The sequence below is a fragment of the Phytoactinopolyspora alkaliphila genome, assembly GCF_010550695.1.
Classification (GTDB): domain Bacteria; phylum Actinomycetota; class Actinomycetes; order Jiangellales; family Jiangellaceae; genus Phytoactinopolyspora; species Phytoactinopolyspora alkaliphila.
Genome location: NZ_JAAGOB010000004.1, coordinates 310,388 through 331,147, shown reverse-complemented (window position 1 = coordinate 331,147; position 20,760 = coordinate 310,388). Strand labels below are relative to the sequence as shown.

The window sequence follows — 20,760 nt, the reverse complement described above, 5'->3', positions numbered from 1 at the left end:
GTCTATGCCTCCGGGACGAGGGCGCGGAATGCCTCGGTGGTCGGTTCGATGGTTCCTGCCGGCCCGACGACGGGCGCGACGGCGTCGAGGGTCTTCAAGCCCTCGCCGGTGTTGAAGATGACGGTCTCGGCGCCGGGGTCGAGCTGCCCCTCACGCAGCAGCTTGGCCAGCACGGCGACCGTAACCCCACCCGCGGTCTCAGCGAAGACGCCTTCGGTGCGGGCCAGCAGCCGGATCCCCTCCACCACCTCGTCGTCGGTGACGTCCTCGACAGCGCCCCCGGTGCGGCGGGTGATGTCGAGAACGTACGGACCGTCGGCGGGGTTGCCGATGGCCAGCGACTTCGCGATGGTGGACGGCCGGACCGGCTTGACCACGTTGCGGCCCTCCTTGAAAGCCGTGGACACCGGCGAGCACCCCTCGGCCTGAGCGCCGAAGATGGCCGGTTGCTCGCCCTCGACCAGGCCGAGCGAGACCAGTTCCCCGAACGCCTTGTCCACCTTGACGAGCTGGGCGCCGCTGGCCACCGGGATGACCACCTGGCGTGGCAGCCGCCAGCCGAGCTGCTCGGCGGTCTCGTAGCCCAGTGTCTTCGAGCCCTCCGCGTAGTAGGGCCGGACGTTGACGTTCACGAAAGCCCAGTCCTCATGCTGCCCGGCAAGCTCGGAGGCGAGCCGGTTGACGTCGTCGTAATTGCCTTCCACCGCGACGAGCGTGGTGCCGTACACGGCACTGGTGACGATCTTCTGCTGCTCGAGGTCGCTCGGGATGAACACAAAGCTGCGGATGCCGGCCCGCGCGGCGGCGGCCGCGACGGCATTGGCGAGATTCCCCGTGGAAGGGCAGGCCAGCACGGTGAACCCGAGCTCTCGGGCGGCGGCCAGCGCCACGGCCACGACGCGGTCCTTGAAGGAGTGCGTGGGGTTGGCGGCGTCATTCTTGACCCACAGAGTCTTCATACCAAGCTCGCGGGCGAGATTGTCGGCACGCAGCAGCGGCGTGAAGCCCGGCTCGGTGTTGGGGATGTCGGCGACGTTGGACGGTACCGGCAGCAGATCCTTGTACCGCCAGATCGACGCGGGGCCGGCCTCGATGGACTCGCGTGTCACTGTGCCATAGGCGTACGCGACCTCGAGCGGACCGAAACACTCCATGCACGCGTAGTGGGGTCCGAGTTCGACGGTGGCCGCGCACTCACGACATGACAGGTGCGTGGCACGCCCCAGATCGGGGCGGTTCTTGCCGGCACTCGTGGTTTCGGGTTCCTGGGTGATGGTCATGGCGACGAGATCCCTCCTCATCTTCCCCGCGAACGGGCCGGACTTGGCACCAAACCCGCCGTGTTGCGGGTGGTTGCCGGGGCTTCACCGGGCCGGTCCCTCTGCCCCTCTGGATGAGTAAAACGTGCCGCAACAGTACGCCGAGCCAAGGCAACGACGCGCGTAACGTCCGTTATGCGAGACAGAATCGTCTCACATGTCAGGCATCAGGCTCAAACGCGTCTCGCCCGCCGCCCGATCACGTCACTCGGCGGTGAGAATCGCCAGAGCGCGCAGCACACCCTCAGGTCCGGGAACGACGACGTCCGCACGGGCGCGGAACTCGGGCACAGCCTCACCGGACTCGCTGCAGATCACCACGCCGACGACACCGGTCGCGCCCAGCTCCCGGACAGCATCCGCGGCGGGAATGTCACCGAGGTCGTCCCCGGCATAGATGATCGCCTCGGCCGACGCCTCGCTGACCAGCGACCGGATCGCCACGCCCTTGTCCGCACCCCGGGGCCGCAGCTCCAGCACGAATCGTCCGGGAGTGACCTGGAGGCCGGCATCGTCAGCGATGGCGGATACCCGCAGACGCAGCTCATCGAGCGCACCCTCCGGGTCCTCGGCCTGGCGGGTGTGCACCGCCACGGAGTGCCCCTTGTCCTCCACCGTGACCCCGTGGCGGCTGGCCGCCAGCTGGATCACGCGTTCTCGCGCCAGCGCGACGCCGGACGTCTCACCGGGACTGTGGAGCTCACCGGATGACCAGCGCTCCAGCCCGTAGTGACCGAAGACCACAAGGCCTGGCACGTCATCGAGACCGCCCAGGCGAACGGCATCGGCAGCTGGACGGCCAGTGACTATCGCCACCTGCGCCACGCGTTCGGCCACCGCCGAGAGCACCTCGACCGCCGCGGGCAGAGCCCGGGCATCCTCCGGGCGTTCGACGATGGGCGCCAGCGTGCCGTCGAAGTCGAGCGCCACGACGGTCCGCGGCAGCAAGGGCCTCAGGCCGGGCCTGGTCAACTCCAGCTCATCCTCGTATGCAGCCAAGGTGTCAGTTCCCCCATCATGGGTTCCGGCTCGTCACCGGGTGGGTGTCAGCTCTCGACCTCATCGATGTAGTCCTCGACGAGCACGACGACGAGCCGGGTTGGATTGAGACCGTCGAACGTCTCCTCGACCCTCCCGATCTCCGGGAACTGACGAGCCAGCGCCTGCGCGGACTCCTCCAGTCCTGGCGGGTAGTAGACGGTCGTCTCGGGAACGGAGCCGTTGAAGCCGCTCGTCGCCTCGACTTCCCAGCCTCCGGCTTCGATCCGGTCTCGAGCCTGAAGCTCCAGGCCTTCGACCGACGTCTGATTCGCGATACCCAGCGGCGTGCGCAGCTCCGGCGGCGCGGGGGTCGGCTCGGTTCCGGGCTCGTCCGTCCCGCCGTCTTCGCCGTCCTCGTCGGCATCGCCGTCGGGTTCGCCGGTGGCCTCGTCGGTGGGCTCGGTCTCGTCCGCGCCGGGTTCGTCGGTCCCGGACTCCTCGCCCGTGTCGTCCTCCGGAGCGCCGTTGTCGTCGCTGGCGACGACGTCCTCACCGGCACCGTCTCCGGTGTTGTCGCCGAAAACCACCAGCAGGGCGAGGACGACACCCACGGTGCCGACCAACGCGACAAGCGACGGCCATACCCGATCGAGCCGCTCGCGCATCGTCACAAAATACGTAGGGTACGCGACGTTGCCATCGGCTGTGGATAGGCCGATCGCACGAGCTAGCCCTCGGCCGTGAGACGCCGGGCCGATCGGGCGCGGGTGCGCGAGGATCGAAGCCGCCGCAGCCGTTTGACCAGCATCGGGTCGTGGGCGAGTGCCTCGGGGCGGTCAATGAGCGCGTTCAGCACCTGGTAGTACCGGGTAGCCGTCATGTCGAAGCGGTCACGGATGACCTGCTCCTTCGACCCCGCGTACTTCCACCACTGCCGTTCGAAATCGAGAAGCTCACGCTCCCGGTCGTCGAGCGCACCGGACGGCGCGGCGGTCGAGGCGGTATCGGCAACAGCTTCCATGCTCGCCATGGTAAGCACACCGGCCGGCGGGTACGCATCGCGACACAGTTCGGCAGGCGATTTCCGGCGCCGCAGCACGGTGGAGATCATCATTGGCTACGCCCGTGCGCTGGGCGAAATCCCGAGCAGGTACCGTAGAACAGACGAGGAGGCTACGTGGAAAGCACTGGAAAGAGCACCTTCGTCGTTGTCGCCAACCGGCTGCCGGTGGATCGAGTCACCGCGGCCGACGGCTCAACCACCTGGCGGCGCAGCCCGGGCGGTCTTGTCACGGCCCTGGCGCCCGTGATGCGAGCCTACGACGGCGCATGGGTGGGATGGACCGGATCGGCCGACGACGCGCCAGCACCGTTCTCGACGGACGACATGGACCTCGTCGCCGTCCCGCTGTCGCCTGAAGAGATCAACCGGTATTACGAGGGGTTCTCCAACGCCACGCTGTGGCCGCTGTACCACGATGTGATCGTCGCGCCGGAGTATCACCGCGAGTGGTGGGACGCCTACCGGCGGGTCAATGAGCGTTTCGCCCGGGCCGCTGCGGAGGTGGCCGATGAGGGCGCGGTCGTGTTCGTGCAGGACTACCAGCTTCAGCTCGTGCCTGCCCTCCTCCGTCAGCTGCGACCCGATCTCAAGATCGGCTTCTTTCTGCATATCCCGTTCCCGCCCACCGAACTGTTCGCCCAGTTGCCGTGGCGAAGGCAGATCCTTGAAGGGCTTCTGGGTGCCGACCTCGTCGGCTTCCAGCGTGAGGGTGCGGCTGACAACTTCGTCAGCCTGACCGAGCGCTATACCGACGCCACCGCGGAGGACCGGCGAGTCCGCACCGCCGACGGGCGTACGGTACGGGCGCGCCAATTCCCCATCTCCATCGACGTCAGCGAGATCACCGACCTCGTGTCCGAGCCGGATGTGGTGATGCGCTCCGCGCACATCCGCGACGAGATCGGCTCCCCCAAGCACGTGTTGCTCGGTGTCGACCGGCTGGACTACACGAAGGGCATCGGCCACCGGCTCAAAGCCTTCGGCGAGCTTCTCGCCGGCGAGGACATCACTCCCGACGAGGCCGTGATGGTCCAGGTCGCCACTCCCAGCAGGGAACGGGTCGAGGCATACCAGACGCTCCGCGACGAGATCGAGCTTCAGGTCGGCCGGATGAACGGCGAGTACGGCAGGATTGGCCAGCCGGCCGTCCACTACCTGCATTCCTCGTATGAGCGCGCCGAGCTGGTCTCACTGCTGCGCACTGCCGACGTCATGGTCGTGACGCCGCTGCGGGACGGCATGAACCTGGTCGCCAAGGAGTATGTCGCCGCTCGGACCGACCTGCGCGGCGCACTCGTGCTGTCCGAGTTCGCCGGCGCCGCCGACGAGCTGGGCGACGGCGCATTCCTGGTGAATCCACACGATATCGACGGACTCAAACGGACTCTTCTGGCCGCCATGCGGATCGAAGACGCCGAGGCGGAGCAGCGGATGAAGCAACTCCGCGAGCACGTGCTCACGCACGACATCACCAGGTGGGCCGACGACTTTCTGGCCGCCCTCATCGGCGACTGACAACCACGGCCCGGGCTGACTTTACTCGGGGTCGGCCTCGGTATACGCCAGCCATGCCTGAGTGTCCGCCGCATCGATCGGCTGCTGCGCCGGCTCCGCAACATGCCCGGCGTTCTCGATGGTGGCCAGCTGGGCCTCCGCCTTCTCCACCCGGGCGAGTTCCGAGGTGGCGAGCGCGATCAATCCTCGCAGGCCAACCGCTCCGAATCGGTCGCGCACGGCTTTCACTGCGTCACTCACCATCGGGTCGGTATTCGGGTTTGCCGGCTCGGTGCCCTGCATCATGGCGTACCTCTCATCCTGTATGACTCGCCGCATTACCGTATCCCGTCGGCTTCACCGGTCCACGACCGCGGTAGTTGACACTCGAGCCCCTGATGTGAGTCCGCTCACATCCGATAAATGATTCGAATGGTATGAATACCCCATTATCTCGAGATTCACTGTCCCATCCGCTGCACCCGCCGTGACATGCCGAGCGGCTATCGAGCAAGATGAGCAAGCGTAAGCGGGACTTCACACGGCCGACTGGTACGGGGGTGCAAGGCGGCTGGTCCCGGCAACGCTCCTACAACTCACGCCGATGGGTGGTCGCTTGTACCCTCGCAGGTTCGCCCTCGTTCGCCACATCGACTACACCGGAGTCTCCGGCGTAGGAGTGGTGGCCTACGGCGTGGTGTTCTTCGACGGGCACGTGGCGCTGCGGTGGTGCTCGGAATACCCCGCGACCAGCTTGTGGAACTCCATCGACGATCTTCTTGCAGTGCACGGGCACGGTGACGCCACCAGCGTGCAGTGGATCGACGACCTCGGAGACCGATTACAGAGCGCCATCGACTCCTCGCGCGCTCCCCGTGGCCGGCGGGCCCGCCGGGCGGCGACGCAGCCGGGCCGTACCCCTGCTCCACAGCCCGCCGCTACGACGTCGCCGGCCATGGAACCGCACGAGGCACAGGACGCGCCGGCCGCGTCACCGACACCGCCGCCACCACCACCGCCGGAGGAGGACGAGTTGCCGCCGTGGCCCAGCGCGGACGACGACCCGTCAGCCGACACCGGAGCCGTCCCGTCCGCCGTGGATCAGCCGCCCGCACACGAGGTGCCGATGGTGCCGCCGCAGCGCAGGTCCGGTGGCCGGCACCGCAAGATCGTCGAACCGTCGGAGGAATCAGCCGGACACCGATGAGCGACCCCGGAGTTCAGCCGGTTTCGCTTGCCGTGCTGTGGCGGGCCGGCCGCAACTCGACCCGGAACTGATACCGGTCTCCCCGGTAGACCGAGCGCACGAACTCGACCACCTGGCCGTCCCGCGCGCGCGAGACCCGCTCGAACAGGAACGCGGGTGAGTTCAGGGCAACTTCGAGGATCTCCGACTCGGGTTCGTCGGTGACCGTGGCCTCGATGGTCTGGACGCCGCCGGCCAGGACGATTCCGTGCCGCTCATGCAGGAGCTCGTAGAACGACGCGTCGTCGAGCGCGCGCCCGTCCAGGCCCGGCGCGACCCGCCCGGGCACGTGCAGCGTCTCGACGGCCATCGGTGCGTCGTCGGCCAGCCGCAGCCGGACGATCCGCAGTACAGGCTCCCCGGACGAGATCTCCAGCCGCTTCGCCAGCCTCGGCCCGGCCAGTAGTTCCCCGGCGTCGAGCGTGCGGCTGGACGGCACCGAGCCACGCTGGCGCATGTCCTCCGAGAAGGACGTGACAGCCAGCCCCTGGGCGATCTTCGGGCCGGCCACGAAGGTGCCCGCGCCGTGCTTGCGCTTGAGGCGTCCTTCGCGGACCACTTCTTCGATAGCCCTGCGCAGCGTCATCCGCGCCACGCCGAACTGAGGCGCAAGGGTGCGTTCCGGAGGCAGGGCCTCACCCACTTCCATCTCGGCGACCAGGTCGAGGATCTGGTCCCGGATCGAGAGATATTTCGCCGCCACGTTGCCCTCCGAAGTCACCGCTTCTTCTTCATCCCGACGAACCCACACCAGCTGGGGCGCGTCTTCGGCGGCTCGCTGGCATGACCACGTGAGTGTTCAAGTCTCGCAGGTCGGGCGGGATATGCCACCAGATGTTGTCCAACTCGTTTCATTTGGGGCTAGACGCCGCACCCCAGAATCATCCACACTGTGGACCCTATTGGTCTAGTCCAGTGAGGGAGGACCTTCATGGCACGATCACCCCGCACCCGCGGATTCCGCGCCGCTCTCGGCTTGGCACTCACCGGGGCGCTCACCGCCTCGCTCGCGCTGCCCTCGGCCGCGGCCGCCGACGACGAGCTGCCTGAACAGTGGCGCAGCTACTGGGTTGACGCCTTCAACCCAGGGATCTACAACCCGGCCCAGGTCGAGAAGCTCGTGGACGATGCGCTGGCCATCAACGCCAACGCGCTCATCGTCCAGACGGCGCGCCGCTACGACTGCTTCTGCAACCGCGCCCTGTACCCCCGCACCGACGCCGCTATCGCTCCCGCACCCTACGACCCCCTGGACAAGATCATCGAGAAGGCGCACGAAGCCGGCCTCGAGGTGCATGCGTGGGTCAACGTCAACACGATGTGGAACAACGTCAACCCGCCCAGCTCGGCGGACCACGTGTTCAATCAGCACGGGCCCGCCGCCACCGGTACGGACCGCTGGCTGAACAAGAAGGCCGACGGCACGGAATTCGTGGGCGCCAACGCCTACATCGATCCCGGTCACCCGGACGCCGTCGAATACATCGTCGATGCTATCCAGAGCATCGTGACGGAGTACGACGTCGACGGCATCAACCTCGACTACGTGCGGTACCCGGACGGCAGCTCCACTACGACGCACAGCGACTGGGGTTACAACGACGTCGCCGTGGCGCGCTTCCAGGAGGCCACCGGCCGCACCGAGGTGCCGGCGGCATCGGACCCGGAATGGAACGACTGGCGTCGTGCGCAGGTCACCAACCTGGTCCGCAAGATCTACCTCGGCATGTGGGAAGTCGACCCGGCCGTGAGGCTCTCCATGGATGCCATCACCTACGGTTTCGGTCCGCAAAGCGTCGGTGGCTGGGAGAAGACCCGCACGTACGCGGAGGTCCTTCAGGACTGGAGGGGCTGGCAGGACGAAGGGATCATGGACACCGTCGTGGCCATGAACTACAAGCGGGAATGGAATCCCGACCAGGCCCGGATGTATGACGAGTGGAACGAGGTTCTGGCGGACTGGCAGGGCGACCGGCAGTCCGTCTCCGGCCCGGCCCTCTACCTCAATGACGTCGAACACAGCCTGGAGCAGCTGAACGACCTGCTCATACCTACCGACGCCGGCAACACCGTCGTGGGATGGAGCGGCTACTCCTACGCCAATGTCAGCCAGACTGCCACCGCGAGCTCCGACCCGGCGGTCAAGAATGCCGAGCGCGACGCCCTGGCGGAGACATTCACCGCCGACGGCGCCCCCTTCGAGGATTCGGCAGCCGTGCCCGCGATGGACTGGAAGGACACACCCACCGAGGGCCACGTCACGGGCCAGCTCGTCACCCGGAGCGGTGACGCGCTCGATCATGTCGAGGTGACTCTCCGGCCGCTGACTGGCGGCGGCGAGACCCTTACTCGCTCCAGTGACGGTTCGGGGTGGTTCGGCTTCGCCCACGTGCCGCCCGGCCGGTACCTGGTTCAGGCCGACCTGCCCAACGGCGTGGTCGGCAAGCCGGTGGCCTCGGTCCGCGTCACTGCCGGCGACATCACCTCGGCGGATCTGTCACCGCTGATTCAGATCCGGTAAGTCCGAGGACAGATCTGGCAAGCCCGACAACTCTGTCAACAAGATCGGCACCGGTGGTGCCGGGGCCGTCCCGCCGACGCGGGACGCGCTCCGGCACCACCGTCGTGTTTCGCCCGCCCTATGTGCACACGTCATCGACCTGGGCGGCAGGTGTAGGGTGAGTGGCGCCCAGGATGGCTGAGGGAGGTGGGGACGTGCATCAACGGCATGCCAGAAGCCGTTGGCATGGCATCGCCCGGCGGCTCCCCGCCGTCGTCCTCTCCGGTCTGTTCATGGTGGTGTCAGCCGGACTCCCCGCGCTGGCGAGTACGGCTCAGTCCCGCGAGCTCTCTGTCGAGACGAAGCCGTCGTCTGTCGGCGTGGTGACCCTCGCCGCCGCCCAGGAGCTGCCCGAGGCCATCGCGGCCCCGACCACACCCGCGCCGGAAGCCGGCCTGCTGCCGCCGCCGGCAGGTGAGACCACGGTCGATCCGCTCGACCTCTACCGGCTGCCCATGTGGCTCGAAAGAGACGGTCACCTGGAGCCGCGCGGGTCCCAGAACTCCGCGCATCCCGACCGCGCACCACCGGGGAACCAGCAGTAGACGTCCCCTCGTTCGCCCACCGCCCGTTCCAGCGCCGGCTCGCGTCATGCGAACCGCCTGCCTGGGCGATGCCTTCCGGAGATCTCCTGTGGACCGTACCAACGCCTTTTACCTTGTCCTAGCCGTCGTCGGCATATGTGCGGCGACGTATGCCCTCTTCCGCCAGCGCGCGGCGAAGAGGGGCAATCGCGCGGTCACCCAGCCGGCGCGGGTGTTCCGCGTCGCCCTTGCCTTTCTCCTGCTCGGTGCGTCCGCGTGGGTCACCATGACGGCGAGCCCGAACCTCGGGCTCGATCTCGAGGGCGGGGCTCAGATCACCCTTGAGGCGCAGGACGGACCCACTGTCGAGGCGAACTCGGAGAACACCGACCGAGCCGTCGAGGTACTGCGCCGGCGGGTCGACGCACTCGGCGTATCCGAGCCGTCGCTGTCGCGCTCCGGTGAGAACCGGATCATCGTCGAGCTTCCCGGTCTGGAGGACCCCACCGAAGCCTCCGAGGCTCTGGGCCGGACAGCACAGCTCACCTTCCACCCCGTGCTCGGATACGGACCGGTCGAGGGTGAGGAGGAAGCCACCACCGACGACGAGGGCACGGACGAAGAGGCCACCGAGGACGAGGCCACCGAGGACGAGGCCACCGAGGATGCGCCCGCTGAAGAAGACACGGCGGAAGACGGCGCCACCGACGAGGAGTTCGATCCGACGGCGGAAGAGTCGGTCATCACCGACGAGCGCGGTCAGCCGATCGTCGTCGGTCCCGCCACTATGACCGGTGAGGAAGTCTCGGCCGCGAGCGCCCAGTTCGACATCCAGACGGCCGGCGGCTGGTTCGTCACCATCGACTTCTCCGGGCAGGGCGCCACTGACTGGGCTTCCCTCACCGGGCAGGCGGCCTGCTTCCAGCAGGGCGACCCGCAGCGCCGGGTGGCCATCATCCTCGACGACGAGGTCATCACCTCGCCCACAGTGCAGGACGCCACCTGTGACATCGGTCAGCGCGGCGGCAACACCCGGATCACCGGCAACTTCACCCAGGAGTCGTCGGAGGAACTGTCCGCACTGATCGAGGGCGGAGCCCTTCCGCTGCCGGTCGAGGTCATCGAACAGCGCGTCGTCGGCCCGACACTCGGCGAGTCCGCTATCCAGGCCAGCGCCTGGGCTGCCGCCATCGGCCTTGCCCTGACCACGATATTCATCGTCGTCGCGTACCGGCTCGTAGGCCTGATGGCCGTGGGCGCCCTGATCGGCTACGGCGTCATCGCCTACGCGGTGCTCAGTGCGCTCGGCGCCACCCTGACGCTCCCAGGCCTGGCCGGCTTCGTCCTGGCCATCGGTATGGCCGTCGACGCCAACGTGCTGATCTTCGAACGGGCACGGGAGGACTACGTCGACGGCGCGATGAAGAGCATGCGCAACGCGGTTCCCAGTGGGTTCAAGAAGGCGATCTCGGCCATCGCGGACTCGAACGTCACCACGCTGCTCGCGGCTATCCTGCTGTTCTTCCTGGCCTCCGGACCGGTGCGTGGCTTCGGTGTGACGCTGACCATCGGTGTCCTCGCGTCGCTGCTGTCCGCGCTCGTCCTCAGCCGGGCGCTCACCGAGTGGGTGATCGACCGGCGATTCGTCCGGACCCACCCGGCCGCGAGCGGCCTGGCCAAGCACGGCCGGGTCCGGCTCTGGCTGCGTGAACGCAGCCCCGACCTGATGCGTCACTCGCGTCGCCTGCTCGCGGGATCACTGATCGCCATCATCCTGGCCGGTGCCGGAATCGCGATCCGGGGCCTGAACTTCGGCATCGAGTTCACCGGCGGCCGGCTGGTCGAGGTGGCCCCCACCGAGATGGTCGACATCGACGACGCCCGCGAGGCAGTGGCCGACCTCGGCTTCCCGACCGCCATCGTGAACGAGTCCGGGGCGGCCGGGGAGGACGCGATCTCGGTACGCACCGTGGAGATGTCCGACACGGAGGCCCGGGAGATCATCGACGCCATCAGCGAACTGGGCGGCGGCGGGCAAATGGTCCGCGACGAGCTGATCGGGCCGAGTCTCGGCGACGAGCTGCAGCGCAACGCACTGATCGCCCTGGCGGTGGCGCTCGCCGCACAGCTCACGTATCTGGCGATCCGGTTCCGATGGACGCTCAGCGGCGGCGCCGTCGTGGCGCTGTTCCAGAACGTGATCGTCACCGTCGGCATCTTCGCCTGGCTGGGCAAGCCCATCGACGGCATCTTCCTGGCCGCCATCCTCACGATCATCGGTTACACGGTCAACGACTCGGTGGTGGTCTTCGACCGGATCCGGGAGACGTGGACCCGCCGGGCCGGCGAGGACTTCCGCCAGGTGGCGAACACGGCCGTGCTCAACACGCTGCCCCGCTCCGTCAACACCGGCATGAGCACGCTGTTCCCGCTGTTCGCGCTCTACTTCCTGGGCGGGGACTCACTGTCGGACTTCGCGTTCGCACTGATCATCGGCATCCTGATCGGGACCTACTCGTCGAACTTCACCGCCACGCCGCTGGCCGTGGAGCTCGAGCGCAAGTACCCGGCGCCGGAGCCCGAAGAGAAGGTGAAGACCGGAGCGGGCAACCGCGAGGACCCCAACTACGGCGCGGTGGTCTAAGGCCGGGTGGCGAAGTGCCGGGTCTACCGACATTGTCAGGGTCATGACCCTGACAATGTCGGTAGACCGGTGCACCACCGCAAGCGGGGAACGGATTGGAGATCCCCCGGCTCCCTCGGGTAACTTTCTTCTTGCGCCCGCCCGAATAGCTCAGCTGGTCAGAGCAACCGCCTTGTAAGCGGTAGGTCGTCGGTTCGAATCCGACTTCGGGCTCCACCTGCACAAACTACCCACCGCCTCTCGGTGGACGACCTTGTGGTCAGCAGTGGAAGATCGCACGCGCCAGGGCACACACAAGCTTTCCATCGCTGCGTACGGATTCTTCCATCGTTCCTACGAGGCGGCCGCGCCCACGATGAGCGCGCTGACGATGTGGTCGACGTGCCGCTTCCACGCCGCGGACTCCTGCGGCAGCGTGTCCGGCGCGGTATGCGCGAGCTGCACGTGTCCGAGATAGACGCTGACCGCGAGGACGGCCCGCTGCCTCGCCTCCGCCTCGTCGAGACCCAGCTTTTGGTACAGCTCCGCCACGTAGTCGATCCGCCGGCTCGTCACGCGTCGAAGAACCGGCCCCACGGCGGGATCGTCGGCATGGGCGAGCAGCGCCACCTCGATCCGGTCCCCGCGGCTGTACCCGACCACCAGCTCACCCAGCCTACGGAGCCGCTGTTCCGGGCCGTCCTCCGCTTCGATCGTGGTGATGACAGCTTCGGTGTGTTCCTTCTCCCAGAGCTGCAACGCCGCGTCGATCAATGCCTGCCGGTTGCTGAAGTGCCAGTAGAAGCTGCCCTTCGTGGCACCGAGTCCGGCGGCGAGCGGCTCCACCGACACAGCCGCGACTCCGCGGTCACTGATCGCAGCCAGGGCTGCCCGTGCCCAGTCTTCGGCAGTCAGCCGGGAGGACTTGGTGGGGGCACCACTCTGGGGATCCGAAGGCGACGAGTCCATCACCATACGGTACCGTATGGGATCTGACCATACGGCACCGTATGGTGCGTCGACGGAGGTAGCCATGGGACTCGTCCGGAACACTCACGAACGCGTCATCCCCGCATCCGCGGAGGCGCTCGGAGAGCTGATGTCCACGCTCGGCAGCGATGACGACAAGCTGTGGCCATCACCAGCATGGCTGGCGATGCGCCTTGACAGACCCATATCCGTCGGCGCCGACGGAGGCCACGGACCGATCCGCTACTGGGTCAGCGAATACGAGCCCGGCCGCAGAGTGCGTTTCACGTTCCACCCGGAGACCGGGATCGATGGCTTCCACGAATTGGTGATCGAACCTCTCCCCGATGGGAACGTCGTGCTGCGTCACTTCGCGGAAGGCGCGCCGCGCGGCGTCACGCGCATTCTGTGGCCCGTCGCGATTCGGCCAATGCACGATGCCGTGGTCGAGGACCTGCTCGACAACGCCGAGCGCCACACCACGGGTGGTGTCGAGCGCCCGGCCACCTGGTCTCGGTGGGTCCGCATACTGCGGCGCTTCACCGAGCTCCCCCGGCCTGTGGCCGTGTCCGTGCCCGTGCAGGCAGAACTGGCTCGCGACGCGTTCCCCCGGATCGACTTCTCCGACGCCTGGTCGGTGCCGCTGCTGCCCGGTGCGCCGTCCGATCCACAGGTCTGGGCCGACGCGATCTTCCGGGACCCGCCACGCTGGGTCGGCGCCCTGCTGCTCGCCCGCAACGCGCTCGTCGGACTGGTGGGGATCGAGAAAGGGGACGGCCACTCGTTCGACACCGTGGGTCGCCGCCCCTGCGAGGTCCTGCTCGGCACCGACGCCGGCCACCTCGACTTCCGCGCCTCGGTTCTGGTTGACGACGACGCCGTCACGCTGAGCACGGTCGTCCGCATCCACAATCGGCGCGGCAGGCTGTACATGGCCGTCGTGTCACGAGCGCACCCACGCATCGTCCGGGCGATGCTCCACCGGGCACTGCGCCGTCTCGCCGAAGGCCGCACTCCGCGTGGTGCGGCGCGTGGTGCGGCGAGTCCTCGCTGATCCGACCCCGACGGCGCGTCTCCACGAACGCTCAACGCACCACGGTGCCCGCCGCCAGCGCGTCTGACGGGTTCTGTCGGTAGCGGCTGGCATCCTCGTGTCATCGGAGGCGATCGGGCTGTCCACCAGGAAGGGGTGCACATGCGTCTGCTCCACACGTCGGATTGGCATCTCGGCCGCAGCCTGCACGGCATCGATCTCCTGGAGCATCAAGCCGCTGCCCTGGATCACATCGTCGAGGTCGCGGCCGAAGAGCGGGTTGACGCCGTCCTGGTCGCCGGTGACATCTTCGACCGAGCCATCCCTCCGGTGGAATCGGTGCGCCTGCTGGAAGACACCCTGAGGCGGCTGACCGAGCATGCCACCGTCATCGTCACCTCGGGCAATCACGACTCCGCCATCCGGCTCGGATACGGCTCCACCCTGTTCCCGCACAACCTTCTCGTCTCCACCGGCGTGGCCGGCGTCGGCACGGCCGTCGAGCTCGCCGACCAGCATGGTCCGGTGCTGGTCTATCCGTTCCCGTATCTCGACCCCGACGGGTGCCGGCACGAGCTCTCCGACGGTGATGAGCTGATCGCCCGGTCCCATGAGTCCGTCTGTACCGCCGCGATGCGGCGGGTGGCCGATGACCGGGAACGACGACGCTCCCACACGCCGGAAGTCACGGCGCGGACGGTCGTCATGGCGCACGCGTTCGTCGTCGGTGGCCTAGCTCTAGAGACGTCGGAGAGTGAACGCGACATCCGCGTCGGCGGGGTGGACTCCGTACCCAGCGCCGTGTTCAACGGAATCGACTACGTGGCCCTCGGGCATCTCCACGGCGCACAGGAGCCGCGGACCAAAGATCAGCGCACCCGGCTGCGGTACTCCGGGTCCCCGTTGCGGTTCTCCTTCTCCGAGGCGACTCAGGAGAAGTCGGTCACAATGGTGGAGATGGGTGCCGGTGGCGTGGCTGACCTATTCGCCGTACCGGTCCCCCAGCCTCGGCCCATGGCCAGGATCTCGGGCTCCTTCGACGAGATCCTCACCAGCCGTCGGTTCGATCAGGACGAGGACTCGTGGGTCCAGATCACCGTGACGGATCCCGGCCGGCCACCACAGATGCGAGAGCGTGCCGCCCAGCGCTTCGCGCATCTCCTCGAGATCCGGCACGCACCGGAAGGGCAGACCCCCGCCCACTCCGACCGCCTGGCCAATCCGCGTGCCATCGACCCGCTCGACGTCGCCCGTGATTTCGTGCAGCACGTGAGCGGCACTGGTATCTCCGACGCCGAACTGGCCTGCTTCCAGGAAGCTCACGACGCCGTCCTCGCGGCTGAGCGGAGCGAGTGATGCAGCTGCACACTCTCACCTTCGCGGCGCTGGGCCCCTTCCGTGACCAGCAGCACATCGACTTCGGCGAACTCACCGCCGGCGGCCTCTTCCTGCTCGACGGGCCTACCGGTGCCGGCAAGTCAACCATCATCGACGCCGTCGTGTTCGCCCTGTACGGACAGGTCGCCGGCGGCAATTCCAGCAAGTACCGGCTCGTCTCCGACCACCGCGACCTCGGCACCGAGCCCTTCGTCGACCTTGTCTTCGAGACGGGGCGCGGGGTCTACCGGGTACGCCGGACACCGGAGTATCAGCGCCCCAAGAAGCGGGGCGAGGGCACGGTGACCCAGCAGGCGAGCGTGAAACTGTGGCGCGGCACCAGTCCCGCGGGCGTGGCCGGCGACCCGTTGTCCACCCGCGCCGGGGAGGCCGACGACGAGATCCGCGACGCTCTGGGCCTCAGCCGGGAGCAGTTCGTCAAAACGGTGGTTCTTCCTCAGGGTGAGTTCGCGCGGTTCCTGCAGTCCAGGAGTGACGAACGCCGCGACATCTTGCAGAGCATCTTCGGCACCGAACACTTCGAGAGCATCCAGGCCGAACTCAAGCGCCGCCGCGCCGACATGCGCAAAGAGTGCGACGACGCCGACGCGCGGCTCCGGTTCGCGGTCGAGTCGTTCGCCTACGCCTCCGGCATCGAAGGCGCGTCCGACACCGGAACGCAGCTGGTCGATCAGGTCCTGTCCGCGGTGACGGATCAGGAGGATGAGACCGAGGCCGCGCTGATCGGCTGGGCGGACGAGATCATCGCCGGATTGGCCGGGTCCTACGAGTCGCTGACCACCCAGTGCGCCCAGGCCGAAGCAGCGCGCGCCGAAGCCGGTGACCGGCTGAGCGATCTCGAGCAGCGGCAGAGCCGTCGAGACCGGCTGCGTACGGCGTTGGCCGAGAAGGAACAGCTCGAAGCCGCCCGAGACCACCACGACGAAGCCGACCGCCGCCTCGATGCCGGCCGCCGCGCGGCCACCTGCCGGTCGGCCATCGACGCGCTCGACGCGGTGAACGGCCGCCTGGAACGAGCCCGGAGCCGAGTCGAGGTTCTCCGCGCCACCGTCGAGCTGCCCGGAATCGACGTGACCACGGCCGAGCAGGCAGCGATCGCCTCAGCTCACCGCGAGCTGCTCGACACCGTGGTCGGGCTGAACGACATGCTGAAGCTCGAGGCTGATCTTCCCCCCCGTCGTGACGAGCTGACGAGTCTCACCGACGAACACGCCAAGCTGCAGAAGAACCTGGCCTCGATCGAGGCCAGGTCTGAGGCGCTCCCGCGTCAGATCGAGATGCTGGAAGAGCAGTCCGCGGCGGCCCGTGAGGTCGCCGCGGCACTTCCCTCGCTGCGAGCCGAGCGCCGCACGGTGGAGGAACTTGCGGGCGTTCATCAGGATCTCCTTGACGCACGACACGAGCGGGAGTCCGCGGACAGCAGGCGGCGCGCCACGCTTCGCATGTTCACCAAGGCCAGCGAGACGGAGGCCGATTTACGGCGCCGCTACCTGGAGGGGGTGGCCGCCGAGCTCGCGGAGAAACTCGTCCCCCGCAAGCCGTGCCAGGTCTGCGGTTCGGTGAAGCATCCCAAGCCGGCCCAGCGCATGCTCGATCACGTCGACCGGGAAAGTGTCGACGCTGCCGAACAGGCCAGGATCGCCTGTCAGCAAGATCTCGACGCCTGTGTCGAGGCCTTCAGCCAGGCCGCCACCCGGGTGGCCGAGCTCGAGGGCCGCCTCGACGGACGCACAGCTCAGGAACTGCGGCAGCGGCTGGCCGAACTCGACGCCGCCATCGCGGACGCGGAAGCCGCCGAACAGAGCACCACGACACTCAACCACGAGCTCATCCGGCGCAGGCAGGAGCAGCAGACCTGCCGAGAACAGCAGGGAAAGGCGATCGCCGACATCGCCGCCGTCGACGCGCGCCTCGCCTCCCGCACCGAAGCGGTCGACCGGGACGCCGCCCGTGTCTCCGAGGCTCGTCTCGGGTTTCCGAGTGTCGCCTCCCGGGTGAGCGACCTCAAGCGTCGTGCCGAGGCGGCCAGCCAGCTGATGACGGCGCTCGCCGAACTCGCCCGGTACACCGAAGATCACGCGAGCCGCACCTCGGAGCTACGCCAAGCCATCAGCTCGGCCGGATTCGCGAGTATCGAGTCCGTCCGGGACGCTCTCCTGCCGGACAATGAGCTGGCGGATCTGCACCGGCTGGTGAACGAATGGCGGCGTCGGATGGACGCGGTCGAGGGCAGGCTCGCCGAACCAGATCTGGTCGGCATCGATCCCGACGCCCACCTCGACGTCGAGGCGGCCCGAGCAGCCTTCGCCGCCCACGAAGCGGAGCTGACGGCATTGCGACAACGCGCCACGACCAGCCACGACCGGTTGAACCGCAGCCGCGACTGCCGGGACAGACTAGTCAAGACAACCAGACATCGCCGCGCCCAGCATGACAAGGCGGCTCCCGCCATCCGGATCGCCGGCCTCGCCAACGCGGATTCGCCTGACAACGCCACGCGTACACCGCTGGCCACGTACGTGCTCCAGCGCGTCTTCGACAGCGTCGTCGAAGCCGCCAACGAGCGGCTCGTCGAGATGTCGGCCGGGCGCTACACGCTGGAGGCCCACGACGGCAAACAGCACGGCACCCGGCGGACCGGGCTGGGCTTGCGGGTGATCGACGCGCACACCGGACACGGGCGCGAGACGGAGACCCTCTCCGGCGGCGAGACCTTCTATGTCTCGCTCAGCCTCGCCCTCGGCCTCGCCGACGTCGTCACGGCTCAGGCAGGCGGACTGCGCATGGGCACGCTCTTCATCGACGAGGGCTTCGGCAGCCTCGATCCCGAGACTCTGGACCACGTCATGGGCGTGCTCTCGGCCCTGCGCAGCGGCGGCCGGGTGGTCGGCGTCGTGAGTCACGTCGAGGAGCTCAAGACCCGCATCCCGGAGCGGATCGATGTCAGGCGGACATCGGTGGGCGGGCCCAGCACCCTGGCCGTCGTCGCCTAGTACCACAGCCGTAGATCGGGCCTGTCGGCTGCGGTGACGTTGCCTTCGCGTCGTTGGTAGTGGGCTTGGTGGGCGCGGTGCTGGTGCCGTCTGCGCCAGCGGGACCAGGCCAGGACCCGTTCGAGCGTGGTCGAGCATCGCCAGAGTGGTCCACCGGTGCCAGGAGGACTGCGCGAACCCCAACCCGCAAAATCCGGCGACATCGGCGGCCATCCCCGCCACGATGGCCGGTATGGAAGAGGTTGAAGTCGTCGTCGCGCACAGCCAGCGCGCGACACTGCGCGTCGGTGACGTGTTCCTGAAGGTCGACGGCGACCCGGCGCACGCCGACGTTGAGGTGCAGGCGATGGCCATGGCGCCGATACCAACCCCGGCGATCCTCTGGCGCGAGCCGCCCGTGCTCGCGATCGCCGCCGTGCCCGGCAAGGCGCTCGGCCTCCTCGGCGAACCGTCGACCGCGTCGCCGGTGGCATGGGCTGCGGCGGGTGCCGCCATCCGGAGGCTGCACGATGCGCCGTTGCCGCCGTGGCCGGGGCCCAGGCTCGAAGACGTGGCGGCGGAGCTCGACAGCGAGTGCGCGTGGCTGCTCGCCAACGCCGTTTTGCCCGCCGATGTGATCCGGCGCAACCGCGAGATCGCCGAGGCGGCGCTCCGGCCGTGGGAACCGGCGTTCATCCACGGCGACCTGCAGATTACTCACGTGTTCGTTGACGGCGACGAGGTCAGCGGCATCATCGACTGGTCCGAGGCCGCCCCCGGCGACGCCATGTTCGACCTCGCCACCTTGACGCTCGGACACGAGGAATGTCTGGACGACCTGCTTGCCGGCTACGGCGCCGGCGCGGACCGGGACGTGATCCGCGCCTGGTGGTCACTGCGCAGTCTGGTGGCGTCGCGCTGGCTGATCGAGCACGTAGGAGACACCGGATACCCGGCCGCCTCGTGGCTTACCGCCGCGAGAATCGCGCCGCCGCGGAGTCAGGACGGCGTGGCCGCTGACCCGCGCCGGCGTTCCCACTCATCGGCGAGCATGGCGAAGACGAGCTCCTCGCCCCATTCGCCTTTGAAGATCTCGTTGTGGACGAAGTGCGCCTCCTGGCGCATGCCGAGCCGACGCATGACCGCAGCGGACGCGTGGTTGCGGGCATCGCAACGGGCGATGATCCGGTGCAGGCCAAGGCCCTCGAAACCCAGCCGCAGCATAGCTTCGCCGGCCTCAGTTGCCACACCGCGACCCTGGTACTCCGGATTGAGAACGAAACCGACCTCTCCTTGCCGGTGCTCCTCGCTCAGCCACTCGAGGTTGACCTCTCCCGCGACACGGCCTGTCTCCCTCCAGACGACGGCGAGGATCAGACTGTTCCCCTGCTTCTCCAGCAGGTATTGCCCGATCCTGGCGTCCAGCGCTTCTCGTGACTGGCCGCGGTCACGCGGTTCCCAGTACAGGTAGCGCGCCACCTCCGGGTCACGATGGTAGGCGTATAAATCGTCGAGGTCGGTGGCGGCGAACGGGCGGAGGGTCAGCCGGACGGTTTCGATGGGATAGTCAGGTTTGAGCACCCTCGAATGATAGTTCTGGCACACCACTTGGCGCCTGCCCGTTTCACCCCCGACGCGCGGCGCAACGGTGGAGGCCGGCGGCGCCGTGGCCTACGGTCGAGCGATGACGTACTCCATCATCGCTCGCGATCCACGGACCGGCTCGATGGGCGTGGCCACTCAGTCTCAGGCGTTCGCCGTCGGAAGCAGCGTTCCGTGGGCGGCGCCGGGTTTCGGAATCGTCGCCACCCAGTCGATGGGTGAGCCGATGTACGGGGATCTCGGGCTCGACGCGCTGCGAGCCGGGCTCACAGCGGCCGAGGCCTTGACCGCACTACGCAGCGTCGATCCTCATCCAGAGCGCCGTCAGGTGGGCATGGTGGACGCCGACGGCGCCATCGTGGTGTACACCGGCGAGGCCTGCGTCGCCGCGGCAGGCCACCTCCTCGGCGACTCCTGCGCCGCGCTCGCGAACATGGTGCGTGGCCCGCGGGTCTGGGAGGCCATGGTCGAAGCCTACGAAAGCTGCGCCTCCGAGTGGATGCCGAACCGCCTGGTCGCCGCGATGAAGGCCGCCGAGGATGCCGGCGGCGACGACAGAGGGCGACGATCGGCGGCGATACTCGTCGTCCGGGCTCGACGCAGCGGCCGACCGTGGCAGGACAGTATCGCCGACCTGCGAGTAGACGACCACGAAGACCCGGTCGGCGAGATCGGCCGGATGGCCGAGCACAACTGGCGCTATCACCGGACCGTCGAGGCCTTCGAGCATGCCCTCGACGGCGCGGCGGACACGGCTGTGGATCTGTTGCCACCCGAGCCGGATCCCGCGGAACTGGATCCCGATCTGATGCTCTGGCGGGCGATCGTATACGCCGCCGCTGGTCACCTGGACGACGCCCGCCGGCTCGGCGGTGAGCTGCAGCGACGCCACCCGCAGATGGCGAGCGTGGCGCGGAGGTTCAGTGCCGCGGGGCTGGTCGATCAGGATGTGCTGGACCACATCCTCGCCGGTTGA

General features: G+C 68.1%; 17 protein-coding genes, 1 tRNA gene, 1 pseudogene and 1 riboswitch. Of the genes and pseudogenes, 11 read left to right on the top strand and 8 right to left on the bottom strand.

The genetic code is table 11. The features are described from left to right. Positions 1 to 2: 2 nt before the first annotated feature. The 4 genes from thrC to G1H11_RS09720 form a co-directional block, all read right to left on the bottom strand. The gene (thrC, locus tag G1H11_RS09735) at positions 3 to 1,280 is read right to left on the bottom strand and encodes a threonine synthase (RefSeq protein WP_216843615.1); all 1,278 of its coding nucleotides are present in this window, start codon (positions 1,278 to 1,280) and stop codon (positions 3 to 5) included. A gap of 14 nt (positions 1,281 to 1,294) precedes the next feature. After that, a riboswitch (SAM riboswitch) is annotated at positions 1,295 to 1,400 on the bottom strand. A 123-nt stretch (positions 1,401 to 1,523) separates the two neighbouring features. Continuing rightward, a complete protein-coding gene (otsB, locus tag G1H11_RS09730) occupies positions 1,524 to 2,318 on the bottom strand; it encodes a trehalose-phosphatase (protein WP_163818347.1) in 795 nt (264 codons plus the stop codon). A gap of 47 nt (positions 2,319 to 2,365) precedes the next feature. Beyond that, positions 2,366 to 2,965, bottom strand: a complete 600-nt coding sequence (locus G1H11_RS09725) for a LytR C-terminal domain-containing protein (protein WP_163818346.1) — start codon at positions 2,963 to 2,965, stop codon at positions 2,366 to 2,368. A 62-nt stretch (positions 2,966 to 3,027) separates the two neighbouring features. Next, positions 3,028 to 3,321 (bottom strand): DUF3263 domain-containing protein, encoded by a 294-nt coding sequence (locus G1H11_RS09720; RefSeq protein WP_216843614.1) that lies wholly within the window; start codon positions 3,319 to 3,321, stop codon positions 3,028 to 3,030. A 156-nt stretch (positions 3,322 to 3,477) separates the two neighbouring features. On the opposite strand from G1H11_RS09720, the gene G1H11_RS09715 reads away from it, so the two are divergent. Beyond that, on the top strand, positions 3,478 to 4,878 hold the full coding sequence (locus G1H11_RS09715) for a trehalose-6-phosphate synthase (protein WP_163818344.1): 1,401 nt from the start codon (positions 3,478 to 3,480) through the stop codon (positions 4,876 to 4,878). A 21-nt stretch (positions 4,879 to 4,899) separates the two neighbouring features. On the opposite strand, the gene G1H11_RS09710 is transcribed toward G1H11_RS09715, so the two are convergent. Further along, on the bottom strand, positions 4,900 to 5,163 hold the full coding sequence (locus tag G1H11_RS09710) for a hypothetical protein (RefSeq protein ID WP_163818343.1): 264 nt from the start codon (positions 5,161 to 5,163) through the stop codon (positions 4,900 to 4,902). A gap of 298 nt (positions 5,164 to 5,461) precedes the next feature. On the opposite strand from G1H11_RS09710, the gene G1H11_RS25200 reads away from it, so the two are divergent. After that, complete coding sequence (locus G1H11_RS25200) at positions 5,462 to 6,064, top strand: hypothetical protein (RefSeq protein ID WP_216843613.1); 603 nt, start codon at positions 5,462 to 5,464, stop codon at positions 6,062 to 6,064. A 13-nt stretch (positions 6,065 to 6,077) separates the two neighbouring features. Here G1H11_RS25200 and G1H11_RS09700 read toward each other — a convergent pair whose 3' ends face one another. Then, positions 6,078 to 6,824: a GntR family transcriptional regulator gene (locus G1H11_RS09700; protein WP_216843612.1), complete on the bottom strand. Its 747-nt coding sequence runs from the start codon at positions 6,822 to 6,824 to the stop codon at positions 6,078 to 6,080. A 210-nt stretch (positions 6,825 to 7,034) separates the two neighbouring features. Here G1H11_RS09700 and G1H11_RS09695 point away from each other — a divergent pair, with 210 nt between their 5' ends. The 4 genes from G1H11_RS09695 to G1H11_RS09680 all read left to right on the top strand — a co-directional run bounded on the left by G1H11_RS09695 (position 7,035) and on the right by G1H11_RS09680 (position 12,047). Beyond that, complete coding sequence (locus G1H11_RS09695) at positions 7,035 to 8,624, top strand: family 10 glycosylhydrolase (protein ID WP_163818342.1); 1,590 nt, start codon at positions 7,035 to 7,037, stop codon at positions 8,622 to 8,624. 194 nt (positions 8,625 to 8,818) lie between these two features. Beyond that, positions 8,819 to 9,208: a hypothetical protein gene (locus tag G1H11_RS09690; protein WP_163818341.1), complete on the top strand. Its 390-nt coding sequence runs from the start codon at positions 8,819 to 8,821 to the stop codon at positions 9,206 to 9,208. A 265-nt stretch (positions 9,209 to 9,473) separates the two neighbouring features. After that, positions 9,474 to 11,831, top strand: coding sequence for a protein translocase subunit SecD (gene secD, locus G1H11_RS09685; protein WP_163818457.1), 2,358 nt, complete (start codon positions 9,474 to 9,476; stop codon positions 11,829 to 11,831). Between the two features lie 139 nt (positions 11,832 to 11,970). After that, positions 11,971 to 12,047: transfer RNA gene (locus G1H11_RS09680), tRNA-Thr, on the top strand. Between the two features lie 117 nt (positions 12,048 to 12,164). Here the strand turns inward: G1H11_RS09680 and G1H11_RS09675 are convergent. Further along, positions 12,165 to 12,779 carry a TetR/AcrR family transcriptional regulator gene (locus G1H11_RS09675; RefSeq protein WP_163818340.1) on the bottom strand — a complete coding sequence of 205 codons (615 nt, stop codon included), beginning with the start codon at positions 12,777 to 12,779 and terminating at the stop codon, positions 12,165 to 12,167. 64 nt (positions 12,780 to 12,843) lie between these two features. Here G1H11_RS09675 and G1H11_RS09670 point away from each other — a divergent pair, with 64 nt between their 5' ends. The 4 genes and pseudogenes from G1H11_RS09670 to G1H11_RS26990 form a co-directional block, all read left to right on the top strand. Further along, positions 12,844 to 13,833, top strand: a complete 990-nt coding sequence (locus G1H11_RS09670) for a DUF2867 domain-containing protein (protein ID WP_163818339.1) — start codon at positions 12,844 to 12,846, stop codon at positions 13,831 to 13,833. Between the two features lie 141 nt (positions 13,834 to 13,974). Then, entirely contained in the window at positions 13,975 to 15,168 is a 1,194-nt protein-coding gene (locus G1H11_RS09665; RefSeq protein ID WP_163818338.1) for an exonuclease SbcCD subunit D, read from the top strand. Next, a complete protein-coding gene (locus G1H11_RS09660) occupies positions 15,168 to 18,203 on the top strand; it encodes an AAA family ATPase (protein WP_163818337.1) in 3,036 nt (1,011 codons plus the stop codon). The genes G1H11_RS09665 and G1H11_RS09660 overlap by 1 nt, the downstream gene beginning before the upstream one ends. 232 nt (positions 18,204 to 18,435) lie before the next feature. Next, positions 18,436 to 19,137, top strand: a pseudogene (locus G1H11_RS26990) (phosphotransferase family protein); the annotation flags it as partial. A gap of 44 nt (positions 19,138 to 19,181) precedes the next feature. On the opposite strand, the gene G1H11_RS09650 reads toward G1H11_RS26990, so the two are convergent. After that, complete coding sequence (locus tag G1H11_RS09650; RefSeq protein WP_163818336.1) at positions 19,182 to 19,763, bottom strand: GNAT family N-acetyltransferase; 582 nt, start codon at positions 19,761 to 19,763, stop codon at positions 19,182 to 19,184. Positions 19,764 to 19,866: 103 nt separating this feature from the next. On the opposite strand from G1H11_RS09650, the gene G1H11_RS09645 reads away from it, so the two are divergent. Continuing rightward, the gene (locus G1H11_RS09645; protein WP_163818335.1) at positions 19,867 to 20,760 is read left to right on the top strand and encodes a DUF1028 domain-containing protein; all 894 of its coding nucleotides are present in this window, start codon (positions 19,867 to 19,869) and stop codon (positions 20,758 to 20,760) included.

What these genes read in the sequence shown, in the direction of transcription:
- thrC (WP_216843615.1), bottom strand. Translation starts at nt 1,280, where the DNA reads ATGACCATCACCCAGGAACCCGAAACCACGAGTGCCGGCAAGAACCGC.
- G1H11_RS09725 (WP_163818346.1), bottom strand. Translation starts at nt 2,965, where the DNA reads ATGCGCGAGCGGCTCGATCGGGTATGGCCGTCGCTTGTCGCGTTGGTC.
- G1H11_RS09720 (WP_216843614.1), bottom strand. Translation starts at nt 3,321, where the DNA reads ATGGAAGCTGTTGCCGATACCGCCTCGACCGCCGCGCCGTCCGGTGCG.
- G1H11_RS09710 (WP_163818343.1), bottom strand. Translation starts at nt 5,163, where the DNA reads ATGATGCAGGGCACCGAGCCGGCAAACCCGAATACCGACCCGATGGTG.
- G1H11_RS25200 (WP_216843613.1), top strand. Translation starts at nt 5,462, where the DNA reads ATGGGTGGTCGCTTGTACCCTCGCAGGTTCGCCCTCGTTCGCCACATC.
- G1H11_RS09695 (WP_163818342.1), top strand. Translation starts at nt 7,035, where the DNA reads ATGGCACGATCACCCCGCACCCGCGGATTCCGCGCCGCTCTCGGCTTG.
- secD (WP_163818457.1), top strand. Translation starts at nt 9,474, where the DNA reads ATGACGGCGAGCCCGAACCTCGGGCTCGATCTCGAGGGCGGGGCTCAG.
- G1H11_RS09675 (WP_163818340.1), bottom strand. Translation starts at nt 12,779, where the DNA reads ATGGACTCGTCGCCTTCGGATCCCCAGAGTGGTGCCCCCACCAAGTCC.
- G1H11_RS09670 (WP_163818339.1), top strand. Translation starts at nt 12,844, where the DNA reads ATGGGACTCGTCCGGAACACTCACGAACGCGTCATCCCCGCATCCGCG.
- G1H11_RS09665 (WP_163818338.1), top strand. Translation starts at nt 13,975, where the DNA reads ATGCGTCTGCTCCACACGTCGGATTGGCATCTCGGCCGCAGCCTGCAC.
- G1H11_RS09660 (WP_163818337.1), top strand. Translation starts at nt 15,168, where the DNA reads ATGCAGCTGCACACTCTCACCTTCGCGGCGCTGGGCCCCTTCCGTGAC.
- G1H11_RS09645 (WP_163818335.1), top strand. Translation starts at nt 19,867, where the DNA reads ATGACGTACTCCATCATCGCTCGCGATCCACGGACCGGCTCGATGGGC.